This window comes from Mesorhizobium sp. M8A.F.Ca.ET.218.01.1.1 (assembly GCF_004791165.1).
Taxonomy (GTDB): domain Bacteria; phylum Pseudomonadota; class Alphaproteobacteria; order Rhizobiales; family Rhizobiaceae; genus Mesorhizobium.
The window spans coordinates 57,981-84,930 of record NZ_SRUZ01000011.1 but is presented as its reverse complement, the minus strand read 5'-3'; the positions used below and the strand labels follow the sequence as shown (position 1 = coordinate 84,930).

Below are 26,950 nucleotides of genomic sequence, written 5' to 3'. Positions count from 1 at the left end.
TTCTGTGAGTGATCCCAGGTGGTCCCCGACGCGTTTGCCGCGCCTGTCGTTAGTTGCCGATTGCTTCAAAATATGGACAAAGTTGGTTAACCAATCCCTCTCAAAACCAATCGAGAGACGTGGACTTTGTGCCGAAAAAGGCTCGTCCACGACCATGCACGCGGTATTGCAGCCCTTCCAAGGCTGTTTTGCTGCCTGTTTTTGCCTGTCGAGTCAAGCAAAACAGCCCTTGCTAATCCTTGCAAAAACACGATCGAGCGCTTCCCGCGGCAATGAGGCGCGCCGACAGGCATCGGCCGCGCCGCCGCGAACGCCACCGGGTGCCCGCGACTACTGTTGCCGTCCTGCCACAATTTTTCGGCCTGGCGGATCGACTTCCGGCGGCCGATTGACTCGTTTTGGGAGGCGGTGCAATCCGGTCAAGTGCTTGGTTTCAAGGTGGCAAAGGGCACCTTTGGAGGCTTTTCCATGAAGCGTCGGGACTTCTTGGCGCTGTCGGCGGGAGCCGCGGCGTTTTCCATTCTTCCGGCCGCCGTCAAGGCTGCCGTGCCGGTTCCCTATGACCGCAATGCGGAGGTGCCGTTCAAGGATAAGAAGTCCTTCATCGACTGGATGGTGGCCAATCGCGGCGAGGATCCGAAGTTGCTGGCTGAGCGATTCGATCGCTTCCAGATCATGGTCTACAACAAGGACGTGCTGGACGATCGCAACAAGCGCGCCTTCCTGCTGACCCCGCGCGAGGAGTTCGTGCTGCCGCAGAACCTGGGCCGCGCCTATGATCATGCCTTCCTCGATATCGGCTATGGCGTGACGATTTCAGGCCCGCACCTGGTCGGGCGCATGACGACGGCCATCGACGTGCAGTTCGGCGAAGCCGTGCTCGAGATCGGCACCGGCTCGGGCTACCAGTCGGCCTATCTGGCCAACCTCACCGACAAGGTGCACACGATCGAGATCATCAATCCGCTGGCGCAGCGCACCCGCCGTATCTATGACGGGCTGATCGAGCGCGGCTACAGCGAATTCGGCGCGGTCACCAGCCGCAATGCCGATGGCTATTATGGCTGGGAGAGCGTCGGTCCGTTCGACAAGATCATCGTCACCTGCGGCATCGACCATATTCCGCCATCGCTGCTGCAGCAGCTCAAGCCCAATGGCGTCATGGTCATTCCCGTCGGTCCGCCGGGCGCCCAGCATGTGCTCAAGGTGATCAAGCAGCAGCTTGCCGACGGCACGTTCAACATCGTCCGCTCGGACATCTATAACGGCAAGGTGGTGCCTTTCGTGCCCTTCACCAAGCTGGAAGGCGACCAGATCGTCGGCACGCATAACGGCTGAGTCGCCGCGCGGCGGCACCGGCCTTGCTGAATTCGCATCGAGGGGCCTGAATGGCAGCCGTCGCATCGATCTCTCGACCAGGCATCGCCTCGCTGGAGGCGCCACGGCTTGCGCATTACCTCGCGGTCGGGCTGATCGCCGGCGCCATCATCGCCCTGCAGATCGCCGTCATGCGGGTGTTTGCCGTGGGCAGCTGGTCGCATTTCGGCTCGCTGGTGGTCAGCCTCGCCATGCTTGGTTTCTCCTTGTCCAGTGTCGTCATCTTCGCCGGCAAGGGTTGGTTCGATCGCCACTGGCAAGGCGCCGCAACGGTGGCCCTGTTGCTGATCGGCCCGCTCGCCGTCGGCTCCAACCTCATCGCCCAGACGGTGCCGTTCAATGCCATCTTCCTGGTGTCCGATCCCCAGCAGAAATGGCGGCTGCTCGCCAATTTCCTGCTCTACCTCCTGCCGTTCCTGGCCGGCGCCTTCTTCCTCGGCATCGTCTTCCTGAAAAGCCGCACCGCCTTCGGCCGCGTCTATTTCGCCGACCTGACCGGCTCGGGGCTTGCCGGCCTCGTCGTGCTGGTGTCGCTGTATCTGTTCGCGCCTGAAACCATCATCGTCGTGCCGCTGCTTTTGTGGGCCGCCGGTTCGCTGCTGTGGTTCGCCGCGTTCGGCGCCTGGAAGAGCGTTGTCGCGGGCCTGGTGGTCGCGGCGCTGTCGATATCAGGCTACCTCGTGCTGCCCGGGCTTACAGGCATACCCGACATCACTGTCTCGCAATACAAGGGTGTCGCCTATGCCCGCAACTTCCCGGACGGCAAGCGCATCTACCGCAGCGTCTCGCCGTTCGGCGATTTGCAGGTCTATGCCAGCTCCTACATGCATTTCGCGCCGGGCCTGAGCGACAACGCCGCCTTCGGCATGCCCGAGGTTCCGGCCAACACCTATGTCGGCATGTATCGCGACGGCGACGGGCCGGAAGGCATCATGCGCAACCTGGCGCCGGCCGAGCAAGTCTATTTCCGCTATCTGCCGATGCACTATCCCTATGTCATCAAGGAGAAACCCAAGACATTCGTTGTGCAGTTCGGCGGCGGCATTTCCACACAGGCCGCGCTCAATGCCGGTTCGACCTCGGTGACCCTCGCCGAGAGCAACCCGATGACGTTGCGGGCCTTCCGCGATCCGATCCTCAGGGATGTCACCGGCAATATACTGGCGGAACCGCGGCTCAAGGTGATCGACTATGACGGGCGCCTGTTCCTCGCCAATACGGCCGAGCGCTACGACGTCATCGACCTCAGCCTGGCCGACAGCGTCGGCCTGTCCAATCCCGGCGGCTTCGCCATTTCGGAGAAATACGCCTATACCCGCGAGGCGATGCTGAGCTACATGCACGCGCTTGCCGAAGGCGGCGTGCTGTCGATCACCTTGTGGAACAAGGAAGAGCCGCCAAAATCGGTGCTCAAGCTTTATTCTACCGTCGCCGAAGCGGCGGAGATTTTCGACCGCCAAGGTGCCGCCAACGATGTCTTCGCCGTGTCGAGCTATCTCTCCACCACGACGGTGCTGTTCAAGCGTGGCGGCTTCACGGAAACCGAAATCAAGACGCTGCGCGACTACACCAAATCGATGTCCTGGGAGGAAGTCTATTATCCAGGAATGGTTTATGACGGCTCGGGGGCGCAGAAGGTACTCGATGATTACCGCGCGTCGATCTTCGGCAGCGGACAGGACGCGACGCTCACCCAACCCGCCGACCCGACCACGCCTGCAAATCCTGACTGCGATCCGACCGCACCCGCCGATCCGACGCTCGATGCCTGCGCGGATGCCGATGCCGGTCCGCAGGTGTTGCCGGCGACGGAACTGCAGCGCATGACCTGGCACGCACTTCTGACCGGCGGCTGGGAAAAGCTCGCGAGCGACTATGTCTTCGACGCGCGTGCGCTGAGCAACGATCAACCTTATTTTGCGGCCTATGTGAAGGTCGCCGACCTGCCGCGCACGCTCGACCGGCTCGACCTGTTCCAGGACGATTGGGGCTATCTGCTGATCTGGGCGACGCTCGGCATTGCCTGCATCACGGCGGCGTCGCTGGTGTTGTTGCCGGTGCTCTTCGGCTGGCGCATCGTGTTCTCGCGCTCGCGCGGCAAGCTCGGCACCATCCTCTATTTCGCGTGCCTCGGCCTCGGCTACATCATGGTCGAGGTCGGGCTGATCAGCCGCTTCACCGTGGCGCTGGCCAATCCGACCGTTTCGGCCTCGGTGCTGATCTCCTCGATGCTGGTGTTTTCCGGTCTCGGCAGCCTGTTCGCCGAACGCATCTTCGACCGTGCCAGGACGCTGCTGCCGGTGGTGCTGCTGGCCATCTGCGCGCTGCTGCTGATTTACGGCTTCTATCTGTCGCCGGTGCTCGACTGGATCGGCGCCTATCCCTATGCGGTGCGGTTGCTGCTCTGCTTCCTCTTGGTGTCGCCGCCGGCCTTCCTGATGGGCATGCCGATGGCCACCGCCATGACCTGGCTGGCGCGGCTCGGCAAGGAGCATCTGTTCGTCTGGGCCTGGGGCATCAATGGCTGCTTCTCGGTGATCGGCTCGGCCGCGGTGCCGATCGTCGCCACCAGCTTCGGCCTCAGCGCCGTGCTGCAATGGGCTGGGATTGCCTATCTCGTCGCCATTCCGGCCTTCTTCGCGGTGCTGTTGCCATCAAGGGCGCCGGCTCTCCGGGTGGTGCCCGCTTGATGCCGGACCGGCGCGCCATCGTCGCCGGACTGCTGGCCACGGCGGCGTTTCCGGTGGCAAGCCAGGGGGCGCGCTTGCACAAGGCGATCTCGACCATCGTGCCGTTCAAGGCGTCGCCGTTTCCGTACCGGGGCAAGCTGCCCGACGGCTCCGCGCCGTTTCTCGACGTCGATGCGAACAGCCGCCACGGCCACACCTCGCCGCGTGGGGGAATCTACTGGGAAGACGAGACCTATTCGGACCGCTCGACGCTACTCGGGATTCCCAAAGGTTTTGATGCCGCCAAGCCTGCTGTCATCGTCGTGTTCTTCCACGGCAACGGCGCGACCTTGCAGCGAGACGTGGTCGGGCGCCAGCGCGTGGCCGCGCAGGTCGAGGCTTCGGGCCTCAACGCCGTGCTAGTGGCGCCGCAATTTGCCCGCGACGCGCAGGATTCCAGCGCCGGCAATTTCTGGACACCGGGCTATTTTTCCGGGTTCATGGCCGAGGCGGCGCAAGGCCTGGCCAGGCTGACCGGCGCCAAGGCGGCAAAATTCGAGGCCATGCCGGTGGTGCTGGTCGCCTATAGCGGCGGCTACAATCCGGCCGCTTCCGTGCTTGGGAATGGTGACATTGGCGGCCGCCTGCTCGGCGTCATCCTGCTCGACGCCGTGTTCGACGAAGCCGACGTCTTCGCCGACTGGATCGCGCATCACAGGAAGAGTTTCTTCGTCAGCGCCTACGGCAAATCCTCGGCCTCGGGCAATGCCGAGATCAGGCAGGCGCTGGCAGGCAAGGGCATCAATGCAAGCGCCGATCCGCCGCGGCGGCTGGAAGCCGGCACCATCGCTCTGCTCGCCTCGGAAGCCGCCCATGACAGCTTCGTCACCAAGGCATTCGTCAACAATCCGCTGCAATGGCTGCTGGCGCGGCTGCACGGGTTCGCGCGATAAGACCTGTCGACATCAGGCCGGCTGAATTCCATGAGCCCTGCCACTTGAAACCTGGCATTTGAAAGGTTTGGTTTTGAAGCTTAGTGCCCGGCCATGCTTCTGACCGCTATCGTCATTGCCCACATACTGGACCCGCTCAGGATCGTGCTGATCGCTATCGCCTATTTCCTCAGCCTCAGGGTCAAGCAGCCAAGCGTGGGCTGGCTTGGACTGGTGGCGGCGATTGTCATCATCGCCATCGGCTATCCCTTCGTAATTCTTGGTCAATCCGGCGATATCGCCTGGATGAGCGGCGCGGTCGGCGTGATATCGAACGCGCTGATAGCGGCGGTCGTGGCCGGGCTCCTGCGTCTCCAACGCCGTTTCTTCTGATCGTCAGTGCGGTTCGAGGCGCTTAGTCCTCAATTGAACCACAGCGCGAACGTCAGAAACCCGCCGCCGCCGAATTCGCGCTGGATCAGGTCGAAATCGTCGCTGGTCAGGATCTTGCCGGTCTCCAGATAGGGTGCGATGCCGGGGCCGGTGATCGACAGTACGAGGTCGAAGGGCTTCGGCTCGTCGAAGAAGCGCTTCATGTTGATGCCCTTGCCGGTGATGCGGAAATGCGGCAGCAGCGCCCGGCCTTCGAGCAAGTCCTCGGCCATGGTCAAGGTGGCGAGCCAGGCCTGGAGCTGCTCCTCGCCGACTTCGAGGCCGGTGAGCTGGTTTTCGCCCTTCTGCTGCGGGCCCGGCAGCCATTCGCGGTCATTGTCGGTCTCGGCGCGGATCGCTTTCCAGTCCTCGCGCGACAGCCGGATCATTTCGAGCAGCTCCTGGCGCGCCGCCTTGCGGCGCTCCGGCTCGATCACCGGCCAGTTGATCATGTGCACCATCGAGATGAAATCGGCGATGCGCCATTCCGAGGAGAACATGTTGCCGCCCATCTCGCTGGGCGGCGGCACCAGAATGTCCTGCAATGGCAGCTTGGCGCGCGGGAACAGCATGTGGAACGAGCCGTCGAACGTGCCCCTGAAATCATGCGCCAGCCAGAAATCGGCCTGCGCCATCAGGAACTCGGCGTAGCCCTGCAGCCAGTAACCGTCGGCGCGGTCGAAGCGGAAGGTGAGCGCAGGCGCGGCGCCGTCTGGCGCCATGCCGCCGTGCGACAGCGCCGCCATGATCGCCGCCATGCTTTCATCCGGTGCGATCGTGCCGTCCTCATTGAGGTCGATGCCGACATGGGTGAGGTCGATGACCATGCCGATATCGGCGTCGGCCGGCACCGAACCCAGCGTCGCGGCGGACTTTGCCAGCCGGTCGCGGAAGGCGACCAGGATGGAGCGGAACTCTTCGTAGGTCAGCGGCTCGGGGTTGGGGTTTGTCGGCACCGGCAGCTGCATCAGCGGCAGCATGAAGGATTGCGGGCTCTCGAAGCCATGGCGGTGCAGGCCGCTCGCCAGCAATTCCAGTGCGGTGAAGAACTCGCCGGCGCCGGCGGCATAGGCCGAAGCCGGATCTTTCGGCGCAGCCGCTTCCAGTGTCGACAGGGCGCCGTCGCGCGCGGCCACGGTCTTTGCTTCGAACAATGCGGTTGCCGCTTCGGGCATGGCGGCGCTAGCCGAAGACAACGGTACAAGCAGAATAAAGGCTGAGGCCAGCAGGCTCGCAACTCGTTTCATGTTCCCCTCCAGGCGCGTTTCGCGCCGGCGATCATACACGAATTTGCCGTCCGCCGCCTGCCGGTCACGCCGCATGATTGTCGCCGGATGGCTTCAACACGCCGGACGGACGGTCTACACAGGGCAAGCAAATTGGGCATCGCGTGTCGAACTATCCGCTTTCCTACAAACTGTCCTGGCTGCCGCGGTTCCTGAAGCCGTCGCTTGGCGGCGACGCCAACGGGTTTGCCCCGGCGGCGGGGATGCCGATGGATCCGCCGCCGAAGCAGATGGTGCGGCTTGCCTTCGTCGGCGACATCTCGGCCGTGGCCAACCGCAGCGCGCCGGCGTGCGATCCGGCGATCAAGGAGCTGCTCGGCACTGCCGACCTGGTGATCGGCAATTGCGAAAGCCCGATCGTGGACAAGCCAAGTGCCGTGCTGGGGACCAAGCTCGGCACGCATCATGCGATGAGCGAACGCTTTCTGGTGGAGGCATTGGCGGCGGTCGGGATCGAGCGCGAAAAACTCGTGCTGTCGCTGGCCAACAATCATGTGTTCGACCAGGGTGTCGCCGGTTTCGACGCGACGTTGGCCACGTTGAAGCGGCTCGATATCCGCACCATCGGCCTGGCCGCCACTGGCCCGGTCGAACGCTTCGCGGTCGGGCCGATCGCTCTCGGCTTCGCCGCTTTCACGCTCTGGCGCAACGCCGACGAAAGCCTGTTTGCCGGCCGCGTCTTGATGGAAGGCGATCCGGCGCGCTGGCCGCGCGAGGCGAGCGCGGGGATCGATCTCCTCTGTGCGGTGCCGCACTGGGACTGGGAATTCCGGCATTTTCCGCGTGCCGGAACGCGGGCGCTGGCGCGGCGGCTGGCCGGGCACGGCGTCGGGCTGATCGCCGGCCATCATGCCCATGTCGTGCAGCCGGTGCAGCGGATCGGCGAGGCGATCGTCGCCTATGGGCTCGGCGACTTCCTCGGCACCGCTTTTGCCCGCCAGCCATGGCCAGGGCGTATCGGCGGGATTTTCATCGTCGACGTCAGTGCTGAAGCGCAGACGCGCGGCAGGGTCGCCGCCTATCGGCTGCTTCCATTCATGCGGCTACGCGTGGGCGACCATGAGCGGCTGGTGTCGGTGGACGGATTGGAAGGTGGAATGCGGCAAAAGGTCGAGGGTCGGCTGAGGGCGATCTTCTCTTCTCCCACAAGGTGAGAAGGGAAGATCGCTCTATCCGGCTGGCGTCGTTCCTGCAAAAGCAGCTATCATAATGGCGCAAAGCGGGCTTCGGCAGCGGGGGATGGCGATGGAAACAGCGGATTTCATGCCGGGCGCGGCAGCTATCGCGGCCATCAAGAAGGACATCGGGACATACGAAGCGACAAGGGCCTCGGTCGCCCGCAGGGTCAAGTGGCGCGTCCCATTGTTCGTTGGCCTGGTGGTCGTTTTCGTCGCGCTCATTGCCTGGCTGTTCAACAAGGTCGCCGATCCCCACGAGCAATGGTTCTCGACGCCGCATGTGTTTCTCTATGTCATAGGCTTCGCCGCTTCGGTCCTGCTCTATTTCCAGGCCATGAAACCGGCGACGCGGCTGCAGCAATCGTTCCGCGACACGCTGCTGCCCATCATTTTCGGTTTTATCCGCGATGTGCACTACCAGCACGGCGGAAGGCCGAACTCCTTCGACCGGCTGCCGCGCGAGACGGTCGGGCCTTTCAACCGGCAGTCCTTCGACGATGTCGTTTCCGGACGCTACGAAGAGTTTCCGTTCGAGCTTTACGAGACGGAATTGCGGGAAGGGAACGGCAAGGGTTCGTCGACTGCATTCAAGGGTGTCATCGTCGCCTTCGAGGCCGTCGAGCCGTTCCCGGGAATCCTGGTGGCGACGCGGCGAACCAATGCGGTCGTCGGCTTTTTCCGTGGGGTGTTTGGGTCCAAGCTGCAGGACCTGTCGTCGGGCGAGCCTTTTCTCGACGCCGCCTATGAATTCCGCACCGACAATGTCGAGGCGGCGCGGCCGCTGGTGACCGGGCGGCTGGCGCAGGCGCTGAAATGGCTCGGCGAAACCTGGCCGGACGAGCCGGCGCGTGTCGCGCTCAATGGCGGCGACGGTTTTCTGTTGTTGCCGCAAGCGAAGAACTTCTTCGAACTGCCCACCATTTCGGTGCCGCTGGATTACCAGACCCATGTCGCGCCGATGATCTCCGACATGGGCGCCATGCTGGCGACGGCGGCCTTGGTGAGGAAGATCGGTGTGAGGGACGGGGCGATCTGATCGGCCGAAGCAGCTCAGCAGTCGAAGCCGTATTTGCCGCGCATATAGTCCGCCTCTTCCTTGGACATTCTCTTGAACATCACACAGACGGTGAAGCTGCCGACCTGATGGCCGTCCCTGGTGTATCCCCAGTCGGAAATGTCGTCGCGCGTGAATTCTATATTCTGACCGAGCACGACGTTATGCACTTCTTCCGGTTCGTTCGCCAATATGCCGACAAATCCGGTCTCCGTGCGGCGAAACGGCATGACCCAGAAGTGTTCGGTGACATTGCCGTCACGCACTTTGACCTTCAGTTTGAACCTGTCGGTGCCGGACGGAGGTGTTTCGGACAAGGCCAGGAATTCATCCAGGCCGGCGAGGGCTCGCGCGGTCGCCGACGCCATGTCGGGATCATCAGGAGCAAAGATGATCGTGCTGTCACCCGGATCGGCGCCTTGCGCGCCAGCCAGGCCCGGCAAAATCGCCAGCATCAGGGATAGCGTGGTCCGGACGGCGATTTTCATGGAAGTCCCCCCTTATCACAAGCGCGACACCATCCCGCATTCGCTTCGAGTTTGCAACCTGAGCGCGAAATTGCTCTCCGCCGAATGGGAGGATCGAGCCGGCCCCGCGACATAAAATGTGTACCGATGACAAATCGAAGTCCTGTTTCGTGATGCGGCCGGGAAGGGATTGCGGCGGCCGCGTGATCGCCGGCGGCGCGAGCCACAATCCGTCAAACGACTCTTTTCGTGCGGAGAAGAGGCTTCCCTCTGGGCGGGAAAGCTGTCGGCATCGAAGGGCTTGGAGGCTATTGTGTCGGAATTAAGCCAATGATTTCCTTTGCGAAAATTCATTCAACGTGATTTGCCGATGGCGCGCTTTCCGCTCCAGTCTCGGGCCGTTCGGTGCTGCCTCTCCCAAGCGGTGCCGGAAAACCGAAACAGCACGGAGTGCTATCCATGAAGAAGACCCTCGCAACCACCGCCGCTCTGCTCGCCTTTCTCGGCACGGCCTATGCCGCGACCGTTCAGGGCACTATCCAGGCGGTCGATCCGACAACCAAGTCGGTCACCCTCGACGACGGCAAGATCTACCAGCTGTCGCCCGATGCGTCGGTCGGGAAATTGAAGGTCGGCGCCAAGGTGGCGGTGACCGTCGACGACAAGACCGGCATGGTGACGTCGATCAAGAAGGCTTCATAGAGACTCCTGATCGGACTTTTGAGACCCTGCTCCAATCTGGCCGGTTCCTTCGGGGATCGGCCATTTTCATGACCTTGGACACGCACCGCCGGGCGTCGACGGTGGCGAAACGCCGTTCCGGCAGCGCTGCTATGGTTTTTGCCCAGAGGCCGCGCTATTCCTTGGCTGCGGGGGATCTGCATGGCCGAGGAACAAAAGGGATTTCGCCTGTCGCGGCGGCTGCTTCTGGGCGCGGCTGTCCTTGGCGGCGCCGTCCTGTGGGGCGGCACCACCGTGGCGCGGCTGGCGCGAGGCCCGTCAGGGCCGAAGAACACCGGACGCATCGCCGATATCGACGGCATCGCGCTGCCGCTGAAGCCGATCGACAACGCGCCGGCCTTCGATCCGTCGCTGCCCTGGCTGGCAAAAGGCGGCGACATAAACGATGCCAGCGGCCTGTCGAGGACGCCGGTCTATGGCGTGGTCGAGGTCAGCGAGGAAGAGCATATCGCCAAGGCGCTGGCCTTCGCGCGCGCCAACGGGCTGAAAGTGTCGCTGGCGGCCATCCGCCATTCGATGGGCGGGCATGCCTTCGACGACAATGCGCTGGTTCTCGACCTCAGACCGTTCAACAAGTTCACGGTGGACGCCGCGGCCAGGACAATGACCTTGCAGCCGGGCGCGCGCTGGCACGACATCCAGACCATGCTGCATCCGCGCTTCGCGGTGAAGGCGATGCAGTCGACCGATATTTTTTCGGTCGGCGGTTCGCTGTCGGTGAACGCGCACGGCATGGACCATCAGGCGGGCTCGGTGGCCGGCTCGATCCGCTCGATGCGGATGATGCTGGCCGACGGGTCGGTGACCACCTGCTCGCCAGCCGACAACAGCGAGCTGTTCCGCCATGTTGTCGGCGGCTACGGCCTGTTCGGCGTGGTGCTGGAGGCGACGCTCGATATCGTCGACAATGCCGTCTACCGCACCTCGCGCGAGATCATCAAATCCGACGACTTTCCGAAATTCTTCGCCGAGGTGCTGGAGCCGAACAAGAACATCGGCCTGTTCTACGGCCATCTGTCGACGGCGCCGGGCAATTTCCTCGAGGACATGATCGTCTACCGCTACGACAAGGTGGCGGAGCAGCCGCCGGCGGACCAGCCGGCGCTCGGTGAACCCGATGGCGTCGGCCTGAAGCGGGTGATCATGAACATGGCCAAGTGGGGCAGCGCGTTCCAGGAACTGAAATGGTTCACCGAAAAGACGCTGGAGCCGAAATTCGAGAGCTGCACGGTGCCGCGCAGCTCGGCGCTTGCCCAGGGCGAGGCCTGTCTCGTCACCCGCAACAACCCGATGCACGATTCGGTGCCGTATCTGTTCAACGACCTCATGAACGAGACCGACATACTGCACGAATATTTTATTCCTCGCGCCGCCTATGTCGAGTTCATCGCGGAAGCGCGCGAAATCCTGCGCAACCAGGATCTGCCTGTCCTCAACGCCTCGGTGCGCGTCGTCCACAAGGAGGATGTGGCGCTGACCTACGCGCCGGAGCCGGCCTATTCGCTGGTGCTCTATATCAACCAGCCGGCCGATGCCGATGGCAATGCCAGGATGCGGGCGCTGACGCGGGCGCTGATCGACGTGACGATCAAGCATGGCGGTCGGTTCTTCCTGCCCTACCAGCTGCACTATACGGGCAAGGAGCTGCTGGCGTCCTATCCCGAACTGCCGGCCTTCCTGGCGGCAAAGCGGCGCCATGACCCGACGGAACTGTTTTCCTCGACCTTCTACCGTGCCATCAAGGCGCTGAGCGGGGTGGTATAAGAAGCAGTTCCAGGAAAAGTGTGAAGCGGTTTTCCGTCCGGAACTGCTCAGGAATAGAGCAGGAGAACAGTCAATGCGCATGGTATCGGCGGCAGCCCTCACTCTTATCGCGCTGTGCGCTGGATCCGCCGGAGCCGAGGACCTCAAGGCCTTCAAGGTGACGATCGACGGCAAGGCGGTTGATATCGACGCCGGCGAGAGCACCCATGTGACGCTGCCGGACGGCAGACAGGTCGAAGTGAAGCTCGACAAGAACGATTTCGCCACCTTTTCCGGCGGCAGTTTCTCCTTCAACCATCCGAGCGGCATTTCGGTGACCAAGAGCGATCTCGGCGAGAACATCACGCAATATCTGATGGCCTCGGCGCTGGGCACGATCGTCGTGGTGCAGGAATACGGCGAGATGAACCCGGTGTCGCTCAACCAGCTGATGCTGCAGGAGATGACCAAGGAATCGGTGCAGGCAGGTGCCGCGCTGACGCAGCAGCCGACGACGCGCAAGCTTGCCGACGGCAAGGAATTGACCGGCATCACCGCCGAGGTGAAGACCCGCACCGACACCGCTTATTTCGAAATCGTCGGCTACGGTCGCGCCGACCAGGGGCTTTTGTTCATCACGCGCGTCGCCGGCGAGGATGCGGCGACCGAGAAGCCGCTGATCGACAAGTTCTGGCAGAGCCTGAAGCTGAAGATGTAGGCTGTGCCTAGAGCTTGCTCGGCACCAGGCCGGCCAGCCAGTTCACCGAGCGCTTTGCCGCGTCGGCGGTTGCCGAGGCGGCGCGGCCGAGATCGGTCTTGACCACGGCGTAGCCGTTCTTCGTGCGATAGAGCACGCCGGTTCCGCCATCGACTACCTGTTCATAAGCGACGGGCCGGGCAGCGGCCGCGTCCAGGGCCGTCGTCGGCGATCCGACGGGCACGCTCGGCCGATGGCTGAGCTCCGGCGGCAGCGGGCTCTCCGTTCTGACGGTTCGGCTGGCGGGCTTCAGTTCCGGGCCTGACGCGATCGCGGCCAGGTGCGATGAGGACGCCGACCCCTTGGTGCGGCAGATGCCGGACACCAGCGGATAATTGAAATTGCGCTCGTGCAGGATCTGGCTCTTCATCGCGGCTTCGCAATCGGCGATGGTCGACCACTTGGCCGGCGTCTCGCCGATATATTCGCACAGCTTGGCGTCGCAGTCGCAGCCGACGATGGTCATGGCGACAAGGGCGGTCTTGATCACGGTCTCGTCCCTTCGAGATGCCCCCCGGCAGCCCAGTCAGGTGCGTGCCGCGTTCCAGGCGACATGCAATTCTCCATTGCGCGCGAACAAGGCGGGATTTTGGCTTCGACCGTCGAATGTGCGTGGCGGCGCGTGCCTACCCGCTGCCCGGGAAGATCCGTCTGAGGAAATTGGCGATCAGCCGCACCACGTCGTGCGGGCGCTCGACCTGCGGGATGTGGTTGACGCCATCGAGGACGGCCAGTTCGGCGTGTGGAAACAGCGAGGCGATCTCTTCGCCCTGGGCCAGCGGCGTGGTCGAATCCTCTCGTCCCCAGATGACGAGGACCGGCGGTGTGAAGGCGCGATAATTCGCCTTGTTGGCGGCAAGCGATTTCCGCTCGTCATTGTAGAGGCCGCTGAACAGCCAGTGACCAACGGCATTGGTGGTGCCCGTGACGTTCAGCGGGCGCGTGTAGATGGCGATGCGCTCTGCCGTGACCAGATCGTCGTTCTCGATGAACCGGCGCAAACCGATCCCGGTCATGAGCGGATTGGTGAAGGTCGAGGCGGTCAGGAGCTGGCGTGGCCAATCCCTTTTCAGGAGAGATGCGAACGGTGGCGCGGGTGCCTCGGTCTGGCCAAGGCCAATCGCCACGTCGAGCAGGATCAGCGCATCGATGCGGTCCGGGGCCGAGAAGGCGGCTTCGATCACGCCTCCGCCACCATAAGAGTGGACGCCGACGCTGAAATGGCGAAGGCCGAGCGCGTCGGCAAAGCCAAGGACACGCCTGGCGTGAGCGGCGCGCGAATAATCCTGGTCGGCCGGTCTTTCCGAATAACCGAAGGGCGGCATGTCGACGGCGATCACGCGAAAGCCCTGTTCACCCAGCGGTGCTGCGATATCGCGGTAGGTTTCGGCCCACGACGCCGTACCGTGGAACAAAAGCAGCGGCGGCCGGTCCGGCGGTCCCCAGACCTGGTAGTGCATCTTCAGCCCGCCGACCGTCGCGAACAGGGCTCCCGCCGGCGCAGCCTCCTGTGGCGACAGCGTCTCGCGCCAGGCCGCCGCGCCGCGAAAGCCGACGAGCACCACCATGATCAGCACAAGCAGCGTGAACGCGAGCCAGCCGACAATCCGGATCAGTCGACGCATGGCAGGGCTGTCACCTTAGTAGTCGTAGACGTGTTCGAGCCTGGCGCCGGCCTTGATCAGCGACGGCAGCACCAGATGCAGCTTGCGCACGGCCACGACCATGCCGGTGCGGCGCGTCGCGGGATCCGCCGGGAGCGGATAGCTGAACAGGATGCGCATGCCTTCGGGAATGGCGATCGCGTCGGTCGACAGCACCGTGACCATGATCTCGTCATTGCCGCCGATCTCGACGAAGGAGACACCCTTGTCGATCAGCCGCGGGATCATGTCGGTGAAGACCTGATAGCGCTTGGTGACGAAGACGGTGCCGTCCTGGCCCATGTCCCGTTCCAGCAAGGTGTCGGGCTCGTTGCGGGTGGCCTCGCCGACCGGCCCCTTGGCCCAGACATGGACATTGAGGAAGGCCGGGTCGGAGGTCGCCGCCAGCGCCTGCTTGATCAGATCGGCATAGCCTTGCTTGATGGTGTCGGCGAGACCGAAGGCGAGCTTGCGTTCGCTGGTGCGGATGGAACTGTCACCAGGCGCCGGCTGCACGGCAAACAGCCCGGCGCGCTTTTGCGCGTAGGGGAACTGGTACCACGGCACCTGGTCGAGAAAAGCTGCATAATCCGCCGCCACCTTGGCCTGGTAGATGTCGGCGGCGGTACGCTTGGTCGATGCCGCCTCGGTGATACGGCCGACCGTGTTCTCATAGGCCCATTGCAGGATATGCTCGATCGAATGGCTGGTGCCGATGATGACCAGCATCTGGTGGTTGGCGTAGTTGAACTTGTAGGGGGAACTGGCGCGGATCACCGTCGCGTAATCCTGCCAGAAGCGGCCGACATACGACCAGTAGGGAAAGCCGCTCGGCTGGTCCTTGGCGACGAAACCGGCATATTCGCGCGCGGCGTAGACGATCGCCCATTCCGGATAAGTGAGGAAGGTCGATTCCTCCGGCCGCTGGTAGCCGGGAATTTCGGCGCGCACCTTGTCGGCCAGCGCCTTGGGCGGCGCCCCGTCGGCAATGCCGGGCAGCGGCGTCCTGTCGAGTGACGGCGTGGTCAGGAAGCCATAGGCAAGCCCGGCGATGGGGATCAGGATGACGATGACGATCAGCCAGAGGATCGTCTTGACGATGCGCTTTATCAAGCGGAACAGGAACATGGCCGATCAGGCCGTGGCGAAGTGGTCGTAGATGCGCTTCGACAGCCAGAAGCCGATATAGACGGCGATCCCGCCGATGACGATGTGCGGCAGGTTGGCGAAGAAGCGGGTGGGGAATTCGATGTCGTTGAGGGAGCGGAAGCCGTTGATAAAGATGCCGGCATCGAGGCAGCCGGAGCCGGTGACCAGTCCGAGCACGCCGTCGAACAGATAGACCGAGCCGAACAGCTTGAAATAGAACACCGCCTGGCGGTGCGAGATGAAGGCGGCGGCCAGCGCCCAGACGCCTGAAAAGGCATGCAGCAGGTCGTCATACCATTGCAGGGAGAACAGGCCGAACAGATTGCCGTCGGCATCGTTGAAGGCCGGAATGTAGCCGATGGCCACGACCGCGAAGAACAGGAACGCGTAGGCGATGGCAAGCTTCTGGATCAGCGTCATGAAGTATCCCCCTCCGAAAAGCCCGTTGCAGACGGACTCTGACGACGCAGCGATACTAACCGATTTTGACGCGCGGTGAAGCGGCGCCCGCAACTTCGCCGGGAAAGGACTTTGCGAGGGTTAAGAAAGACAGTCGGCGCCGGGATTTCTCCCAGCGCCTCCCTGTCAGATCAGGACACGGTCGCGGCAGCAACTTCCGTAAAGTCGTCGCGCCATGCCGGCCTTGATTTTGACGGTCCTGCCAGAAGCCACCCGAAGGCAGCATCCGTTCCAGACCACGCTGGTCTTGGCCCTTGCGGGCTTTGCCCTGCGTGCCATCGAAGGTTTTTGCCGTCCTTCATGGCAGCATCGGTCCGCCGTCGGCGTTGGCACGCTTTCCGCGGCCCCGTAGGTCTCGGCTACCATCCCTCGAACAGGCAAGCCTGGTCTCGATCCGGGCCGTACGGGCCTCAGGAAATCCGCCTTTCACTTCGCCTTTCGGCTTGGCGATCGGTAGCCGCCTGAGATGGGTTGAACTTACGCCGGGTAAGGGTTGTGGGGAATGGGCTTGCCCCTGTGGATAGCGGGATTATCGGGGACCGATGCCAGAAGCCAGGGAAATTCAAGCGCGAACACCTTAGACAGCCTGCCCCGCTTTTTCGGCGAACGAACCGATGGTGCCCCTTGCCCTGCCGACAGGCGCGGGTTTCAATGCTGGCAAAGGATCGGGGCCGGCAGGATCGGGCCGGCGCCTTCCGGGGGAGGAAAAGCATTGAAGGTCGGGGTGGTGCTCAATCCGATTGCCGGCGGCGGCCGGCTGAAACGGCATTGGCCCGATGTCGCCGCCGCGCTGAAAAAGCACTTCGGCGATTTCGAATTGCGCGAGACCCAGGCCGAGGGCGATGCCGAGCGGCTTGCGCTCGATCTCGCCGCAAACGGCTTCGACCTGGTGATCGCGGCCGGTGGCGACGGCACCGCGAGCGAAGTGGCCGACGGGTTGCTGCAGGCCCGCGAGGAGGGCGGCAGGACCACCGAACTCGGCCTCCTGCCGTGCGGCACAGGCATCGATTTCGCGCGCGGCCTCGGCCTGCCGACGGAGATCGACGCGACGCTGAAGCGGATTGCCGAAGCCAAGGCAAGGGCGGTCGATGCCGGCCGTATCTGCTACATCGACGAGCATGGCGCGCTGGCCAGCCGCCACTTCATCAACATCGCCAGCCTTGGCCTGTCGGGCGCCACCGACCGCGCCGTCAATGCCGACAAGCGCAAGGGCAGGATGTCGGCCAAGACGCTGTTCCTGTGGCGCACCGTGGTCGAGTTCGTCCGTTACCGCTTCCAGGACGTAAGGATCACCGTCGATGACGGCGACCCGGTCGAGGCGCGCATGGCGCTGGTGGCGGTGGCCAACGGCAAATTCTTCGGCGGCGGCATGATGATCGCGCCGGATGCGGAGCTGGCCGACGGACAGTTCGACATCGTCATCCTGCGCGCGGCGGGCAAGCTGAAGCTGATCTGGGATATCAGGCTGCTCTATGGCGGCAGGCACCGCAACCACCCCGCCATCACTATCCTGCGCGGCCGGAAAGTGGTGGTCGAACCGCTCGGCGACGCCGAAAAGAATGGCGCGCTGGTCGATATAGACGGCGAGTCGCCCGGGCGCATACCGGCAACCTTCGAGATCCTGCCCGGCGCGCTGACGCTGAGATATTGAGCAGGGCGTTGAGCGGGGTGGAGCGTTCCCATAGCGTCGTCATTCTATGGCGAAGCAAGGAGCGTAGCGACGCGGCGCAGACCATAGGATCCATGCCGTGACCTTGGCCAAAGAATACGACGAAGCAGAAATCAGCACCGTTGCAGCGTCTTGACGTCACGGCATGGATCCTCGGGTCAAGCCCGAGGATGACGAAGGGAAGGGGTGTTTCCGCCAATCGCGGAGGCATGCAGTCCGATTGAAACCTTCGCCCAAGAAAGCAGTCGAGATGCTGCAGTTTTGATTCAGGCCGTGGCGGCAATGATTCCAGATGCTTGCCCAACGCCTTGATTTCATTGGCTGGTCTGCCGGGATCACATCTCCAATCTGGCCGGAAAACCAGGCGCGCGCAGGTCGGTACCGACAGCATCTTCCAGCAATTTGACGATCTGCGTCGACCACGCTCCGCCGCCATAGGCTGCCTTGCCCTGCTCGAAAATCGCGTTGACCCGCGATGCCAGTTCGAGCGGCACGCCCGATTGTTCGCCCATGGCGAGCGCGAAGCCGAGGTCTTTCAGCGCCAGGTCCATGGTGAAGCCGATGTCGTAGGAGCCGTTCAGCACGAGCTGGCTTTCGGTCTCGTGGACGAAGCTGTTGCCGGAAGAAGCAACGATGGCGTGGTAGGATTGCGCGAGGTCGAGCCCGCCCCGCTTGGCCAGCATCAGCGCCTCGCCGGCGGCGACCAGATGGATGAAGGCCAGCATGTTGGTGATGACCTTGATCACCGCCGCCGAGCCGATCGGCCCCATCAGGAACGACTTGGCGCACATCGCTTCGATGGCTGGGCGGTGGCGCTTGTAGAGGGCCGCATTGCCGCCGACCAGCGCGGTGATCTTGCCCACCGCCGCCAGATGCACGCCGCCGGTGACCGGGCATTCCATTGTCTCGACGCCCTTGGCCGAGGCGAGGGCGGCAAGCCGCAAAATCTCGTCGCGGCCGTTGGTCGACATCTCGATCCAGGTGCCGCCCTTGGGCAGGCCTTCCAGCAATCCGCCCGGGCCGGCCAGCACTGCCTCGCTGACTTTTGGTGAAGGCAGGCAGCTTATGGCATTGCCGGCGCGGGCGGCGGCCTCGGCGGGACTGCCGGCAGCCGTGGCGCCGAGCGCGACAAGGCGCTCGACGGCGGTGGGGTCGCGGTCGACAACGGTAACGGCAAAGCCGTTGCGGATCAGGCTGGCGGCAAGGTTGCCGCCGAGATGGCCAAGGCCGATGAAGGCGTAGCTTTCGCTCACGGCACCAGCGGCATCTGCATCATCTGCAGATGCAGGTCCTTGCCGGTGTAAGGATGCGCGTCGCAGACCGCCTCGTTGAGCTCGACGCCGAGGCCAGGCTCCTTCGAGGGGATGACGTTGCCGTCCTGCCATTCGATCTTCTTCTTCAGCAGCGTCGCGTGGAAGCCGTCCCACTGCTTCAGCGATTCCAGGATCAGGAAGTTCGGCAGTGTCACCGCGAGCTGGATGTTGGCGGCACCGACGATCGGCCCGCAATAGCAATGCGGCGCGACCTGGATGTGGTAGGCCTCGGCCATGGCGGCGATCTTCTTGGTTTCGAGAATGCCGCCGGAGCGGCCGAGGTCCGGCTGCAGGATGGTCGCGGCGCGGTTCTCGATGACGCGGGCGAATTCGGACTTGGTCGTCAGCCGCTCGCCGGTGGCGATCGGGATCGAAGTCGCACGCGCCACCTGCGCCATCACTTCGGGCATGTCCGGGGGCACCGGCTCCTCGAACCACAGGGGGTCGTAGGGTTCGATGGCGCGCGCCATGCGCAGCGCGCCCGATGCGGTGAACTGGCCGTGCGTGCCGAACAATATGTCGGCGCGGGTGCCGACCGCCTCGCGGATCGCCTTGATCATGCTGGTGGAGACATCGATGTCGACGAGGCGCGGCTGATGACCGTCGAAGGCGGTGTAGGGACCGGCCGGGTCGAGCTTGACGGCATTAAATCCCTGCTCGACATATTCGAGCGCGCAGGCTGCGGCCATCTCAGGGTCGTTGTAGACGTTCCTGCCATCGGGCGCGTCCTCGGAATGGACGCTGCCCGTGTGCGGGTAGAGATAGGTGTAGGAGCGCAGCGTCTCGTGCACCTGGCCGCCGAGCAGCTTGTAGACCGGCTTGTTCGCTTCCTTGCCGACGATGTCCCAGCAGGCCATTTCGAGTGCCGAGAAGCAGCCCATGCCGGAGACGTCGGGACGCTGGGTGAAGCCCGAGGAATAGGCACGGCGGAAGAAGTTTTCGATGTCGTGCGGATCGCGGCCGATCAGATAGCGCTCGGCCATGTCCTCGATCATCCTGGCCGTGACATGGGCGGAGAAGGTGGCATTGTAGGCTTCGCCATAGCCGACCACGCCGCCGTCGGTCGTGAGCTTGACGAAGATGAAATATTTGCCGCCGATGCCGGGCGGCGGGTTGCCGACAACCCAGGTCTTGACGTCGGTGATCTTCATGTGTGGTCCTCCAGAACCAGTTCGGCGCCCTTCCACCCGGTCATGACCGAGGCGGCGTTGGTGTTGCCGGTGATGTTGTCGGGAAAGATCGAAGCGTCGATGACGCGCAGGCCTTCAAGGCCATGAACTTTCAGGCGCGGATCGACGACGGAGCGCGAGGGGTCGGGCCCCATGCGGCAGGTCGAAACCGGGTGATAGACGGTCCCGGAGCGCTTCCTGAAATCGGAGAGCAGGTCGGCGTCGGACTGGATCGACGGGCCGGGCAACACCTCCTCGGCGATGATCTCGGCCATGGCCGGCATCGAGGCGATCTTGCGCACGAATTTCACCGCCGCCAGCATCTCGTCGACATCGGCATTGGTGGAATAGGCGTTGGCGACGATCTTGGGATAATCGAGCGGGTTCCTGGAGCGGATCATGATCTCGCCCCGGCTCGAGGGGCGGCAGTTGGACAGGCCGATGGAGAAGCCCGGCCATGGGTCGGGCGTCAGGATCGGCCGCTCGCCGTTTTTCGGGATGAGGGTCGAGAAGGCCTGGAAATAAAGCTGCATGTTGGGCCGCGAGAAGGCCGGGTCGGTGCGGAAGAAGCCGCCGCCATGGTTCATCGACAAAGACAGTGGGCCGGAGCGCGTCAGGATGTACTGCATGCCGACCAGAAGCTTGCCCCACCAGGGCCGCAGGATCTGGTTGAGCGTCGGCAGCTTGCCCTTGAAGGTGTAGTTGATGCCGACATGGTCCTGCAGATTGGCGCCGACATTCTCGTTGGCTTGCACGACCGGGATGCCCAAGCCTTTGAGCAATGCCGCGGGGCCGATGCCGGAGAGTTGCATGAGCTGCGGCGAGTTGATCGAGCCGGCGGAGAGGATCACTTCGCGGCCGGCTCGTGCCGTCCTGGTCTCACCGTTGCGCAGATATTCGACGCCGACGGCGCGCTTGCCTTCGAACAGGATGCGGCTCGCCAGCGCGTTGGTCTCGACGCGGACATTGGCGCGCTTCATCGCCGGGCGCAGGAAGGCGCGGGCGGCCGACATGCGGCGGCCGTTCTTGGTCGAGATCTGGTAGATGCCGACGCCTTCCTGGGCAGCACCGTTGAAATCGGGGTTGAGCGGCAGGCCGGCCTGCTGGCCGGCGGCGAGATAACGCTTCGTCAGCGGGTGGACGGCGTTCGTGGTGTCGCTGATGTGAAGCGGGCCGCCGGTGCCGCGCCATTGGTCGGCGCCGGCCTCATTGTCCTCGAGCGCCTTGAAGGCCGGCAACAGATCGTCATAGCCCCAGCCGGGATTGCCGGCGGCGCGCCAGTCGTCGAAATCCTCGCGCGCGCCGCGGATCCAGACCATGGCGTTGATCGAACTCGACCCGCCGAGCAGCTTGCCGCGCGGCCAGTGGTCGACATTGCCGCCAAGGCCGGGATCCGGCTCGGTCTTGTAGTTCCAGTTCACCGTGGGATCGAAGAAGGTCTTGCCGTAGCCGAGCGGCATCTGCACGTAGAAGCGACGGTCGCTGCCGCCGGCCTCCAGCACCAGCACGGAGAAACGGCCCGAGGCCGAGAGCTTGTCGGCGAGCACCGAGCCGGCCGAGCCGGAGCCGACGATGATGAAATCATAGGTCTGCATGATGGAAATGGGCGGCTCCTGAAAACAGGGCGCAGCCTAGACGCCACGAGTTCGCCGCGTCGCCGCGCCTTCCGGCATCGGTTGTGAAAAAAGCGACTGGTCTATCCGGCCGGGTTGTGGGGAATACCGACAATCGCGCTTGATATGCATGGGGTCGACGGACTATGCGGGGACATCGGCCACTCTGCACAAGGCAGGAGAACCCATGCGTGTCCTGTCGGATGCTTTCATTCCCGAACTGCCGGGCTATTACCGGGGCAAGGTCCGCGAAAATTACGACCTGACCGACGGCAGGCGCATCATCATCGCCACCGACCGTCTCAGCGCCTTCGACATCATCCTGACCTCGATCCCGTTCAAGGGAGAGATCCTGACGCAGACGGCGCGCTACTGGTTCGAGGAAACCGCCGACATCTGTCCGAACCATGTGCTGGAATATCCCGACCCCAACGTCGTCGTCGGCACAAGGCTCGAGATCCTGCCGGTCGAGATCGTCGTGCGCGGCTATCTGGCCGGGACCACCAGCACCTCCATCCTGACCCGGTACAAGCGCGGCGAACGGGAGATGTACGGAATGCGCCTGCCGGACGGCCTGCGCGACTATGAGAAGCTGGCCGAACCGGTCATCACGCCGACGAGCAAGGCCGCCGATGGCGGCCATGACGAGCCGCTGTCCAGGGCCGAGATCCTGGGGCAGGGCCTGCTCATGCCGGCGCAGTGGGAGACCGTTTCGAGCTACGCCTTGCAGCTGTTCGCCCGCGGCCAGGCGCGCGCCGCCGAGCGCGGCCTGATCCTGGCCGACACAAAATACGAATTCGGCACCGACAAGGACGGGACGATCATTCTCGCCGACGAAATCCACACGCCCGACAGCAGCCGCTACTGGATCGCGGCGAGCTACGAACAGGCGCTGGCTGATGGCACGCGGCCGGAGAGCTTCGACAAGGATTTCATCCGCTCGTGGGTGGCGGCGCGCTGCGATCCTTACAAGGATCCGATCCCGAGGATCCCGGACGAGGTCGTCGAACAGGCTTCGCGTGTCTATGCCCAGGCCTTCGAGGCGATTACGGGCAAGGCATTCGTTCCCGACCTTTCCGGGGATACGGTTCTCGATCGTATCCGAGCTAACCTTGCAGATTATTTTTGAGAGGTGCGTCTCTCAGCTAGCGCCTGGTCTTACGCCGCGCAGTCGACCCCCACTCCGTCGAGCTTCGCTCGACACCTTGCCGGGGCGAGCCGCGGGTCTCGCCCGTCCTTCGGACCCCCCGATCGACGGGGAGAGGAAAGGCGCGAGCTTGCCCGGCCGGGCTCCCTTCCTCTCCCTCCGGAGGGGGGAGAGGTGGCGCTGCGAAGCAGCGACGGAGTGGGGGAAGCCCTCTCCAAAACCGCACCACCGGCGAGCCTGTGATCCCATGGAGGCGAGGAAGCGGGGGCTGCCTTGCGTTGACCTATTCCTGCCGTGGCGATACCGATGATCATTATATCGAGGGATTTCTCGCATGGTGCAGTACGCGGATGGACGGCCGATCGGAGACCTGACGCTGCGCACGCTGGCCATGCCTTCGGACGCCAATGCGGCCGGCGACATTTTTGGCGGCTGGGTGATGGCGCAGATGGACCTTGCCTGCGGCATTCGCGCCGCCGAGCGCGCCAGGGGCCGCGTGGTGACGGCGGCGGTCAAGGAGATGTCCTTCGCCAAGCCGATGAAGATCGGCGACACGCTGTGCATCTACACTCATGTCGAACGCGTCGGCCGCACCTCGATGACGCTCAAGGTCGAGGCCTGGGCGCAGCGCTATCTCTCCGACCTGATGGAAAAGGTCACCCACGCCGATTTCGTCATGGTGGCGCTCGACGGCGAGGGCAAGCCGAAAGCCGTTCCAGCCGAGAATTGATTCGATACCGCCACCGCGCGACATTTGTAACATCGCCCGAGCGGAGCGATGCGCTCAGCGACATCCTGCCGTTGCCTCCACGGCCAATTCTGCTGGCGTCGGAGGAAGACAATGCGTCAACACCTATTGAACGGCTGGCTTGCGGCGGCTCTCGCCGCCCTGGCCTGCCTGCTCGGCATAACTGCTTATGCCGAAGTCAAACAGGACCTCGGGCGCACCGCCTGTTTGCATGACACGACTGGTGTGAAGGAGCGGAGAGCGACGTGCGCGATCTGCAGCCCGATGCCTTGCGGGGCCATGGCGCCAAGAGCCTGATTGGCTGCCTTTGGAATGCGGTCACCGTCGCGGGGCGCGAGCATGCGTGAGGCCGAGCCTCGAGCGCCACAGACAAACTCCCAGGTCTTTTTCAGCGGACCAAGGCGTCTATTTCAGGGAACCATGACTTCCCTGCAAACACGCAGCGTCGCTCGGTGCGAATTCCGGAGCCCTTGCCGTGCAAGGGTTTCAGGCTTGCATCTCGTCGAATCTGGCGCGCGCCGACTGAACGCGCTGGGTGTTCTTGCGCGCCCATTCGCCAAGCGCGCCGACCGGTACCAGCAACTCATGGCCGAGTTCGGTCAGCTCGTAATCGACGCGCGGCGGAATGGTCGGAAACACCTTGCGCGTGACGAAGCCGTCGCGCTCCAGGCCGCGCAAGGTGGTCGTCAGCATCTTCTGCGAGATGCCGCCGACGGCCGCGCGCAGCTCGTTGAAACGCAGCGGTCCGCCGCCCAGTTTGCCGACCACGAGCACGGTCCATTTGTCGCCGACGCGCTGCAGGATCTCCGACACGGCCCGGCAGTCCTCGGTGTTATGCGGGTGCCTCAGTAACAAAAACGTGCCTCCTTGCGCGCCTGTTTGTCAGTATCACATATAGCGCCGGTATCCAAACGATACCAAAAATTCCCGCAAGGAGAGCCCCTTATGTCCAAGCCCAAAATCGCCATTGTCATCGGTTCGACGCGCGCCGCCCGCTTCGCCGACGTGCCGACGCAGTGGATCGCCAAGATCGCCAAGGCACATGCCGATATCGATGTCGAAATTGTCGATCTGCGCGACTTTCCGCTGCCCTTCTTCGATGAGGTAGCGTCTTCGGCCTGGGCGCCGTCGCAGAACGAAGTCGCACAGCGCTGGCAGAAGAAGGTCGCCGGATTCGACGGCTTCATCTTCACCGCCGCCGAATATAATCACGGCCCGACGGCCGTGCTGAAGAACGCCATCGACTACGCCGCCAACGAGTGGAACAAGAAGCCGGCAGGCTTTGTCGGCTATGGCAGTGTCGGCGGCTCGCGCGCCGTCGAGCAGCTTCGTCTGCACGCCGTCGAATTGCAGATGGCGCCGGTCAAGTCCGCCGTCCATATCGCCTGGGGCGATTTCCTTGCCGTGCGCCAGGGCGAGAAGAAGCTCGAAGATCTCGAGCACCTGAACCAGGCCGCCACCGCGCTGGTCAACGACGTCGCCTGGTGGGCCAAGGTACTGAAAGCCGCTCGTGCCGCCGATGCCGTCGTTGGGGAAGCCCAGGCGGCCTGATCTCGTAGCAGATCATCATCCTCCCGAAGGGCGGCGCTTGCGCCGCCCTTTTTCATTGGGGTTCTTGCAAAGAAGTTGCGGCTGCGCCCGCAGTCAATTGCGTCTCTCGCGCCCACTCGCATGATCACGACCGAGTGACTTGCATAATGCAACTAACTTGGCTACAAGTCACTTTCATCTTGAAAGAGGCTGTCGATCATGGTTGCGAAAACAAGCTTCGAAACACGCCCGTGCCCGATCGCGCGCAGCCTCGACGATGTCGGCGAGTGGTGGAGCATCCTGCTTCTGCGGGACGCATTCCAGGGGCTGACGCGCTTCGACCAGTTTCAAAAGAGCCTGGCGATCGCGCCCAACATCCTGACGCGGCGGCTGAACAGCCTGGTCGAGCGCGGGCTGTTCGAAAAGCGCGTCTATTGCGAACGGCCGCTTCGTCACGAATATGTGCTGACCGCCAAGGCGCGCGATTTCCGCCCGGTCCTGCTTTCCTTGCTCGCCTGGGGAAACAAGCATCTGGCGCCCGAGGGCCCGAGCCTGGTGGTCGTGGACAAGACTGATGGTCGCTGGGCCGAGCCGGTTCTGGTGGATCGCCAGAGCGGCAGGCAGCTCGACAGCGATGATTTCACCATGGCCACGGGGCCGATGGCCACCGACCGCATGCGCCAGCGATATCGCTTCACCAGCAACGGCTCCGGCCTGCCGCTTGTCGACAACGCGCTGGTTGATCAAAGCCGTGAAGAGGCGCGGAGCAAATGAACAAGGTTCTCTCCGCTGCCGAGTTGCAGCCAGTGCAGCCCTCGACCGTTGAAATTCCCGCGCCGGCAAGGAAGCGCCGCAAGCCGTTGCTGGTATTGGGCGCCCTGGTCGCTGTCAGCGTCGCCGGATGGTATGGCCTCCAATGGTGGCAGGCAGGCCGTTTCCTCGTCTCGACCGACGATGCCTATGTCGGCGGCAACGTCACGCCGCTGGCGCCACGCGTTGCCGGGCACATCGACGAGATCCTCGTCGAGGACAACCAGCATGTCACGGCGGGCCAGCTCGTCATCCGCATCGACGACCGGCCGTTCATGGCGGCGTTGGACCGTGCGCGGGCCGCCGTCCAGCAGCAGCAATCGGCCCTCGATAATCTTCGCGCCCAGGTCTCGCTGCAGAATTCGCTGATCGAGCAGGCGCAAGCCGATCTCGAGGCCAAGAACGTGGCGGCCGTCTTCACCGCCCAGGACGCCAAACGCTATGAGGCGCTGGCCAGCACCAAAGCCGGCACGCAGCAGGACGCGCAGAGAAGCCTTGCCGCCGATGGCCAGGCCAGGGCGTCGGTGACCGCCTCCCGCGCCGGGCTCGCGGCCGCCACGCAACGGCTCGATGTGCTCAACACCCAGATCTCGGAAGCGACCGCCGCGCTCGCGGCCGCCAGGGCCGATGTCGATACAGCGCAGCTCGATCTCGGCTTTACCGAGGTCCGCTCGCCCATCGACGGTATCGTCGGCAACAGGCTGGCGCAGGTCGGCACCTATGTGTCGCCGGGCAGTTATCTCCTGACCATCGTTCCGGCTTCAGGCCTGTGGGTCGATGCCAATTTCAAGGAAGACCAGTTGCGCGACATGACCGACGGGCAGGCGGCGACGGTCTATACCGACATCGCGCCGGACGCGCCGCTCAAGGGTCATGTCACCAGCCTTGGGCCGGCGACGGGAGCGATCTTCAGCGTGATCCCGCCACAGAACGCGACCGGCAATTTCACCAAGATCGTCCAGCGCGTGCCCGTTCGCATCGCCATCGACCAGGACCAGGCGCAAAAGGTCGCGTTGCGGCCAGGCTTGTCGACCACGGTCATGGTCGATACTGGCGCGCACTGA

The 26,950-nt window shown here is 63.7% G+C and carries 25 protein-coding genes; 15 read left to right on the top strand and 10 right to left on the bottom strand.

The genetic code is table 11. The features are described 5' to 3' along the window. Positions 1 to 468: 468 nt before the first annotated feature. The 4 genes from EN861_RS31025 to EN861_RS31010 all read left to right on the top strand — a co-directional run bounded on the left by EN861_RS31025 (position 469) and on the right by EN861_RS31010 (position 5,371). Positions 469 to 1,338 carry a protein-L-isoaspartate O-methyltransferase gene (locus tag EN861_RS31025; protein ID WP_135867468.1) on the top strand — a complete coding sequence of 290 codons (870 nt, stop codon included), beginning with the start codon at positions 469 to 471 and terminating at the stop codon, positions 1,336 to 1,338. A gap of 50 nt (positions 1,339 to 1,388) precedes the next feature. Further along, complete coding sequence (locus EN861_RS31020; protein ID WP_135867467.1) at positions 1,389 to 4,067, top strand: hypothetical protein; 2,679 nt, start codon at positions 1,389 to 1,391, stop codon at positions 4,065 to 4,067. Continuing rightward, on the top strand, positions 4,067 to 4,999 hold the full coding sequence (locus EN861_RS31015) for a hypothetical protein (RefSeq protein ID WP_135867466.1): 933 nt from the start codon (positions 4,067 to 4,069) through the stop codon (positions 4,997 to 4,999). Before EN861_RS31020 ends, EN861_RS31015 begins: the two co-directional genes overlap by 1 nt. Positions 5,000 to 5,092: 93 nt before the next feature. Next, positions 5,093 to 5,371: a hypothetical protein gene (locus tag EN861_RS31010; protein ID WP_135867465.1), complete on the top strand. Its 279-nt coding sequence runs from the start codon at positions 5,093 to 5,095 to the stop codon at positions 5,369 to 5,371. A gap of 29 nt (positions 5,372 to 5,400) precedes the next feature. Here the strand turns inward: EN861_RS31010 and EN861_RS31005 are convergent, their stop codons facing one another. Beyond that, positions 5,401 to 6,657 (bottom strand): hypothetical protein, encoded by a 1,257-nt coding sequence (locus tag EN861_RS31005; protein WP_135867464.1) that lies wholly within the window; start codon positions 6,655 to 6,657, stop codon positions 5,401 to 5,403. Positions 6,658 to 6,800: 143 nt separating this feature from the next. Here EN861_RS31005 and EN861_RS31000 point away from each other — a divergent pair, with 143 nt between their 5' ends. Together EN861_RS31000 and EN861_RS30995 are read left to right on the top strand one after the other, a co-directional pair. Next, on the top strand, positions 6,801 to 7,850 hold the full coding sequence (locus tag EN861_RS31000) for a CapA family protein (protein ID WP_135867463.1): 1,050 nt from the start codon (positions 6,801 to 6,803) through the stop codon (positions 7,848 to 7,850). A 91-nt stretch (positions 7,851 to 7,941) separates the two neighbouring features. Beyond that, positions 7,942 to 8,910 carry a DUF3137 domain-containing protein gene (locus tag EN861_RS30995; protein WP_135867462.1) on the top strand — a complete coding sequence of 323 codons (969 nt, stop codon included), beginning with the start codon at positions 7,942 to 7,944 and terminating at the stop codon, positions 8,908 to 8,910. A 14-nt stretch (positions 8,911 to 8,924) separates the two neighbouring features. Here EN861_RS30995 and EN861_RS30990 read toward each other — a convergent pair whose 3' ends face one another. Beyond that, positions 8,925 to 9,416: a DUF2314 domain-containing protein gene (locus tag EN861_RS30990; RefSeq protein WP_135867461.1), complete on the bottom strand. Its 492-nt coding sequence runs from the start codon at positions 9,414 to 9,416 to the stop codon at positions 8,925 to 8,927. Positions 9,417 to 9,854: 438 nt separating this feature from the next. Between EN861_RS30990 and EN861_RS30985 the strand changes: the two genes are divergently transcribed. From EN861_RS30985 to EN861_RS30975, 3 genes are all read left to right on the top strand, one after another. After that, positions 9,855 to 10,097, top strand: a complete 243-nt coding sequence (locus EN861_RS30985) for a DUF1344 domain-containing protein (RefSeq protein WP_015316128.1) — start codon at positions 9,855 to 9,857, stop codon at positions 10,095 to 10,097. Between the two features lie 180 nt (positions 10,098 to 10,277). After that, positions 10,278 to 11,900, top strand: coding sequence for an FAD-binding oxidoreductase (locus tag EN861_RS30980; protein ID WP_135867460.1), 1,623 nt, complete (start codon positions 10,278 to 10,280; stop codon positions 11,898 to 11,900). A gap of 73 nt (positions 11,901 to 11,973) precedes the next feature. Next, the gene (locus tag EN861_RS30975) at positions 11,974 to 12,597 is read left to right on the top strand and encodes a hypothetical protein (protein ID WP_127873622.1); all 624 of its coding nucleotides are present in this window, start codon (positions 11,974 to 11,976) and stop codon (positions 12,595 to 12,597) included. Between the two features lie 7 nt (positions 12,598 to 12,604). Here the strand turns inward: EN861_RS30975 and EN861_RS30970 are convergent, their stop codons facing one another. The 4 genes from EN861_RS30970 to EN861_RS30955 all read right to left on the bottom strand — a co-directional run bounded on the left by EN861_RS30970 (position 12,605) and on the right by EN861_RS30955 (position 15,848). Further along, on the bottom strand, positions 12,605 to 13,126 hold the full coding sequence (locus tag EN861_RS30970; protein ID WP_127873621.1) for a hypothetical protein: 522 nt from the start codon (positions 13,124 to 13,126) through the stop codon (positions 12,605 to 12,607). Between the two features lie 136 nt (positions 13,127 to 13,262). Next, positions 13,263 to 14,261 carry an alpha/beta hydrolase gene (locus EN861_RS30965; RefSeq protein WP_135867459.1) on the bottom strand — a complete coding sequence of 333 codons (999 nt, stop codon included), beginning with the start codon at positions 14,259 to 14,261 and terminating at the stop codon, positions 13,263 to 13,265. Between the two features lie 15 nt (positions 14,262 to 14,276). Continuing rightward, complete coding sequence (locus EN861_RS30960; protein ID WP_135867458.1) at positions 14,277 to 15,407, bottom strand: hypothetical protein; 1,131 nt, start codon at positions 15,405 to 15,407, stop codon at positions 14,277 to 14,279. 6 nt (positions 15,408 to 15,413) lie between these two features. Then, positions 15,414 to 15,848, bottom strand: a complete 435-nt coding sequence (locus EN861_RS30955; protein ID WP_127278524.1) for a DUF4383 domain-containing protein — start codon at positions 15,846 to 15,848, stop codon at positions 15,414 to 15,416. A 751-nt stretch (positions 15,849 to 16,599) separates the two neighbouring features. Between EN861_RS30955 and EN861_RS30950 the strand changes: the two genes are divergently transcribed. Further along, positions 16,600 to 17,538 carry a diacylglycerol kinase family protein gene (locus EN861_RS30950; RefSeq protein ID WP_135867457.1) on the top strand — a complete coding sequence of 313 codons (939 nt, stop codon included), beginning with the start codon at positions 16,600 to 16,602 and terminating at the stop codon, positions 17,536 to 17,538. A gap of 353 nt (positions 17,539 to 17,891) precedes the next feature. On the opposite strand, the gene EN861_RS30945 is transcribed toward EN861_RS30950, so the two are convergent. The 3 genes from EN861_RS30945 to EN861_RS30935 are packed head-to-tail and all read right to left on the bottom strand — an operon-like array spanning position 17,892 to position 21,633. After that, the gene (locus EN861_RS30945; protein WP_135867456.1) at positions 17,892 to 18,809 is read right to left on the bottom strand and encodes an NAD(P)-dependent oxidoreductase; all 918 of its coding nucleotides are present in this window, start codon (positions 18,807 to 18,809) and stop codon (positions 17,892 to 17,894) included. Continuing rightward, positions 18,806 to 20,020: a mandelate racemase/muconate lactonizing enzyme family protein gene (locus EN861_RS30940; RefSeq protein WP_135867455.1), complete on the bottom strand. Its 1,215-nt coding sequence runs from the start codon at positions 20,018 to 20,020 to the stop codon at positions 18,806 to 18,808. Before EN861_RS30940 ends, EN861_RS30945 begins: the two co-directional genes overlap by 4 nt. Further along, the gene (locus tag EN861_RS30935) at positions 20,017 to 21,633 is read right to left on the bottom strand and encodes a GMC family oxidoreductase N-terminal domain-containing protein (RefSeq protein ID WP_127279781.1); all 1,617 of its coding nucleotides are present in this window, start codon (positions 21,631 to 21,633) and stop codon (positions 20,017 to 20,019) included. The genes EN861_RS30940 and EN861_RS30935 overlap by 4 nt, the downstream gene beginning before the upstream one ends. A gap of 205 nt (positions 21,634 to 21,838) precedes the next feature. Between EN861_RS30935 and EN861_RS30930 the strand changes: the two genes are divergently transcribed. Beyond that, positions 21,839 to 22,780: a phosphoribosylaminoimidazolesuccinocarboxamide synthase gene (locus EN861_RS30930; protein WP_127279780.1), complete on the top strand. Its 942-nt coding sequence runs from the start codon at positions 21,839 to 21,841 to the stop codon at positions 22,778 to 22,780. 352 nt (positions 22,781 to 23,132) lie between these two features. Further along, positions 23,133 to 23,528 (top strand): acyl-CoA thioesterase, encoded by a 396-nt coding sequence (locus tag EN861_RS30925; protein WP_127279779.1) that lies wholly within the window; start codon positions 23,133 to 23,135, stop codon positions 23,526 to 23,528. A 504-nt stretch (positions 23,529 to 24,032) separates the two neighbouring features. On the opposite strand, the gene EN861_RS30915 is transcribed toward EN861_RS30925, so the two are convergent. Further along, positions 24,033 to 24,401 carry a helix-turn-helix domain-containing protein gene (locus EN861_RS30915; RefSeq protein ID WP_127281183.1) on the bottom strand — a complete coding sequence of 123 codons (369 nt, stop codon included), beginning with the start codon at positions 24,399 to 24,401 and terminating at the stop codon, positions 24,033 to 24,035. A gap of 90 nt (positions 24,402 to 24,491) precedes the next feature. Between EN861_RS30915 and EN861_RS30910 the strand changes: the two genes are divergently transcribed. The 3 genes from EN861_RS30910 to EN861_RS30900 all read left to right on the top strand — a co-directional run bounded on the left by EN861_RS30910 (position 24,492) and on the right by EN861_RS30900 (position 26,950). After that, positions 24,492 to 25,097: an NADPH-dependent FMN reductase gene (locus tag EN861_RS30910; RefSeq protein WP_127873489.1), complete on the top strand. Its 606-nt coding sequence runs from the start codon at positions 24,492 to 24,494 to the stop codon at positions 25,095 to 25,097. A gap of 198 nt (positions 25,098 to 25,295) precedes the next feature. Then, positions 25,296 to 25,850, top strand: coding sequence for a helix-turn-helix domain-containing protein (locus EN861_RS30905; RefSeq protein WP_127873488.1), 555 nt, complete (start codon positions 25,296 to 25,298; stop codon positions 25,848 to 25,850). Next, positions 25,847 to 26,950 carry an HlyD family secretion protein gene (locus EN861_RS30900; protein ID WP_127873487.1) on the top strand — a complete coding sequence of 368 codons (1,104 nt, stop codon included), beginning with the start codon at positions 25,847 to 25,849 and terminating at the stop codon, positions 26,948 to 26,950. The genes EN861_RS30905 and EN861_RS30900 overlap by 4 nt, the downstream gene beginning before the upstream one ends.

What these genes read in the sequence shown, in the direction of transcription:
- EN861_RS31025 (WP_135867468.1), top strand. Translation starts at nt 469, where the DNA reads ATGAAGCGTCGGGACTTCTTGGCGCTGTCGGCGGGAGCCGCGGCGTTT.
- EN861_RS31020 (WP_135867467.1), top strand. Translation starts at nt 1,389, where the DNA reads ATGGCAGCCGTCGCATCGATCTCTCGACCAGGCATCGCCTCGCTGGAG.
- EN861_RS31015 (WP_135867466.1), top strand. Translation starts at nt 4,067, where the DNA reads ATGCCGGACCGGCGCGCCATCGTCGCCGGACTGCTGGCCACGGCGGCG.
- EN861_RS31010 (WP_135867465.1), top strand. Translation starts at nt 5,093, where the DNA reads ATGCTTCTGACCGCTATCGTCATTGCCCACATACTGGACCCGCTCAGG.
- EN861_RS31005 (WP_135867464.1), bottom strand. Translation starts at nt 6,657, where the DNA reads ATGAAACGAGTTGCGAGCCTGCTGGCCTCAGCCTTTATTCTGCTTGTA.
- EN861_RS30995 (WP_135867462.1), top strand. Translation starts at nt 7,942, where the DNA reads ATGGAAACAGCGGATTTCATGCCGGGCGCGGCAGCTATCGCGGCCATC.
- EN861_RS30990 (WP_135867461.1), bottom strand. Translation starts at nt 9,416, where the DNA reads ATGAAAATCGCCGTCCGGACCACGCTATCCCTGATGCTGGCGATTTTG.
- EN861_RS30985 (WP_015316128.1), top strand. Translation starts at nt 9,855, where the DNA reads ATGAAGAAGACCCTCGCAACCACCGCCGCTCTGCTCGCCTTTCTCGGC.
- EN861_RS30980 (WP_135867460.1), top strand. Translation starts at nt 10,278, where the DNA reads ATGGCCGAGGAACAAAAGGGATTTCGCCTGTCGCGGCGGCTGCTTCTG.
- EN861_RS30975 (WP_127873622.1), top strand. Translation starts at nt 11,974, where the DNA reads ATGCGCATGGTATCGGCGGCAGCCCTCACTCTTATCGCGCTGTGCGCT.
- EN861_RS30965 (WP_135867459.1), bottom strand. Translation starts at nt 14,261, where the DNA reads ATGCGTCGACTGATCCGGATTGTCGGCTGGCTCGCGTTCACGCTGCTT.
- EN861_RS30960 (WP_135867458.1), bottom strand. Translation starts at nt 15,407, where the DNA reads ATGTTCCTGTTCCGCTTGATAAAGCGCATCGTCAAGACGATCCTCTGG.
- EN861_RS30955 (WP_127278524.1), bottom strand. Translation starts at nt 15,848, where the DNA reads ATGACGCTGATCCAGAAGCTTGCCATCGCCTACGCGTTCCTGTTCTTC.
- EN861_RS30940 (WP_135867455.1), bottom strand. Translation starts at nt 20,020, where the DNA reads ATGAAGATCACCGACGTCAAGACCTGGGTTGTCGGCAACCCGCCGCCC.
- EN861_RS30935 (WP_127279781.1), bottom strand. Translation starts at nt 21,633, where the DNA reads ATGCAGACCTATGATTTCATCATCGTCGGCTCCGGCTCGGCCGGCTCG.
- EN861_RS30930 (WP_127279780.1), top strand. Translation starts at nt 21,839, where the DNA reads ATGCGTGTCCTGTCGGATGCTTTCATTCCCGAACTGCCGGGCTATTAC.
- EN861_RS30925 (WP_127279779.1), top strand. Translation starts at nt 23,133, where the DNA reads ATGGTGCAGTACGCGGATGGACGGCCGATCGGAGACCTGACGCTGCGC.
- EN861_RS30910 (WP_127873489.1), top strand. Translation starts at nt 24,492, where the DNA reads ATGTCCAAGCCCAAAATCGCCATTGTCATCGGTTCGACGCGCGCCGCC.
- EN861_RS30905 (WP_127873488.1), top strand. Translation starts at nt 25,296, where the DNA reads ATGGTTGCGAAAACAAGCTTCGAAACACGCCCGTGCCCGATCGCGCGC.
- EN861_RS30900 (WP_127873487.1), top strand. Translation starts at nt 25,847, where the DNA reads ATGAACAAGGTTCTCTCCGCTGCCGAGTTGCAGCCAGTGCAGCCCTCG.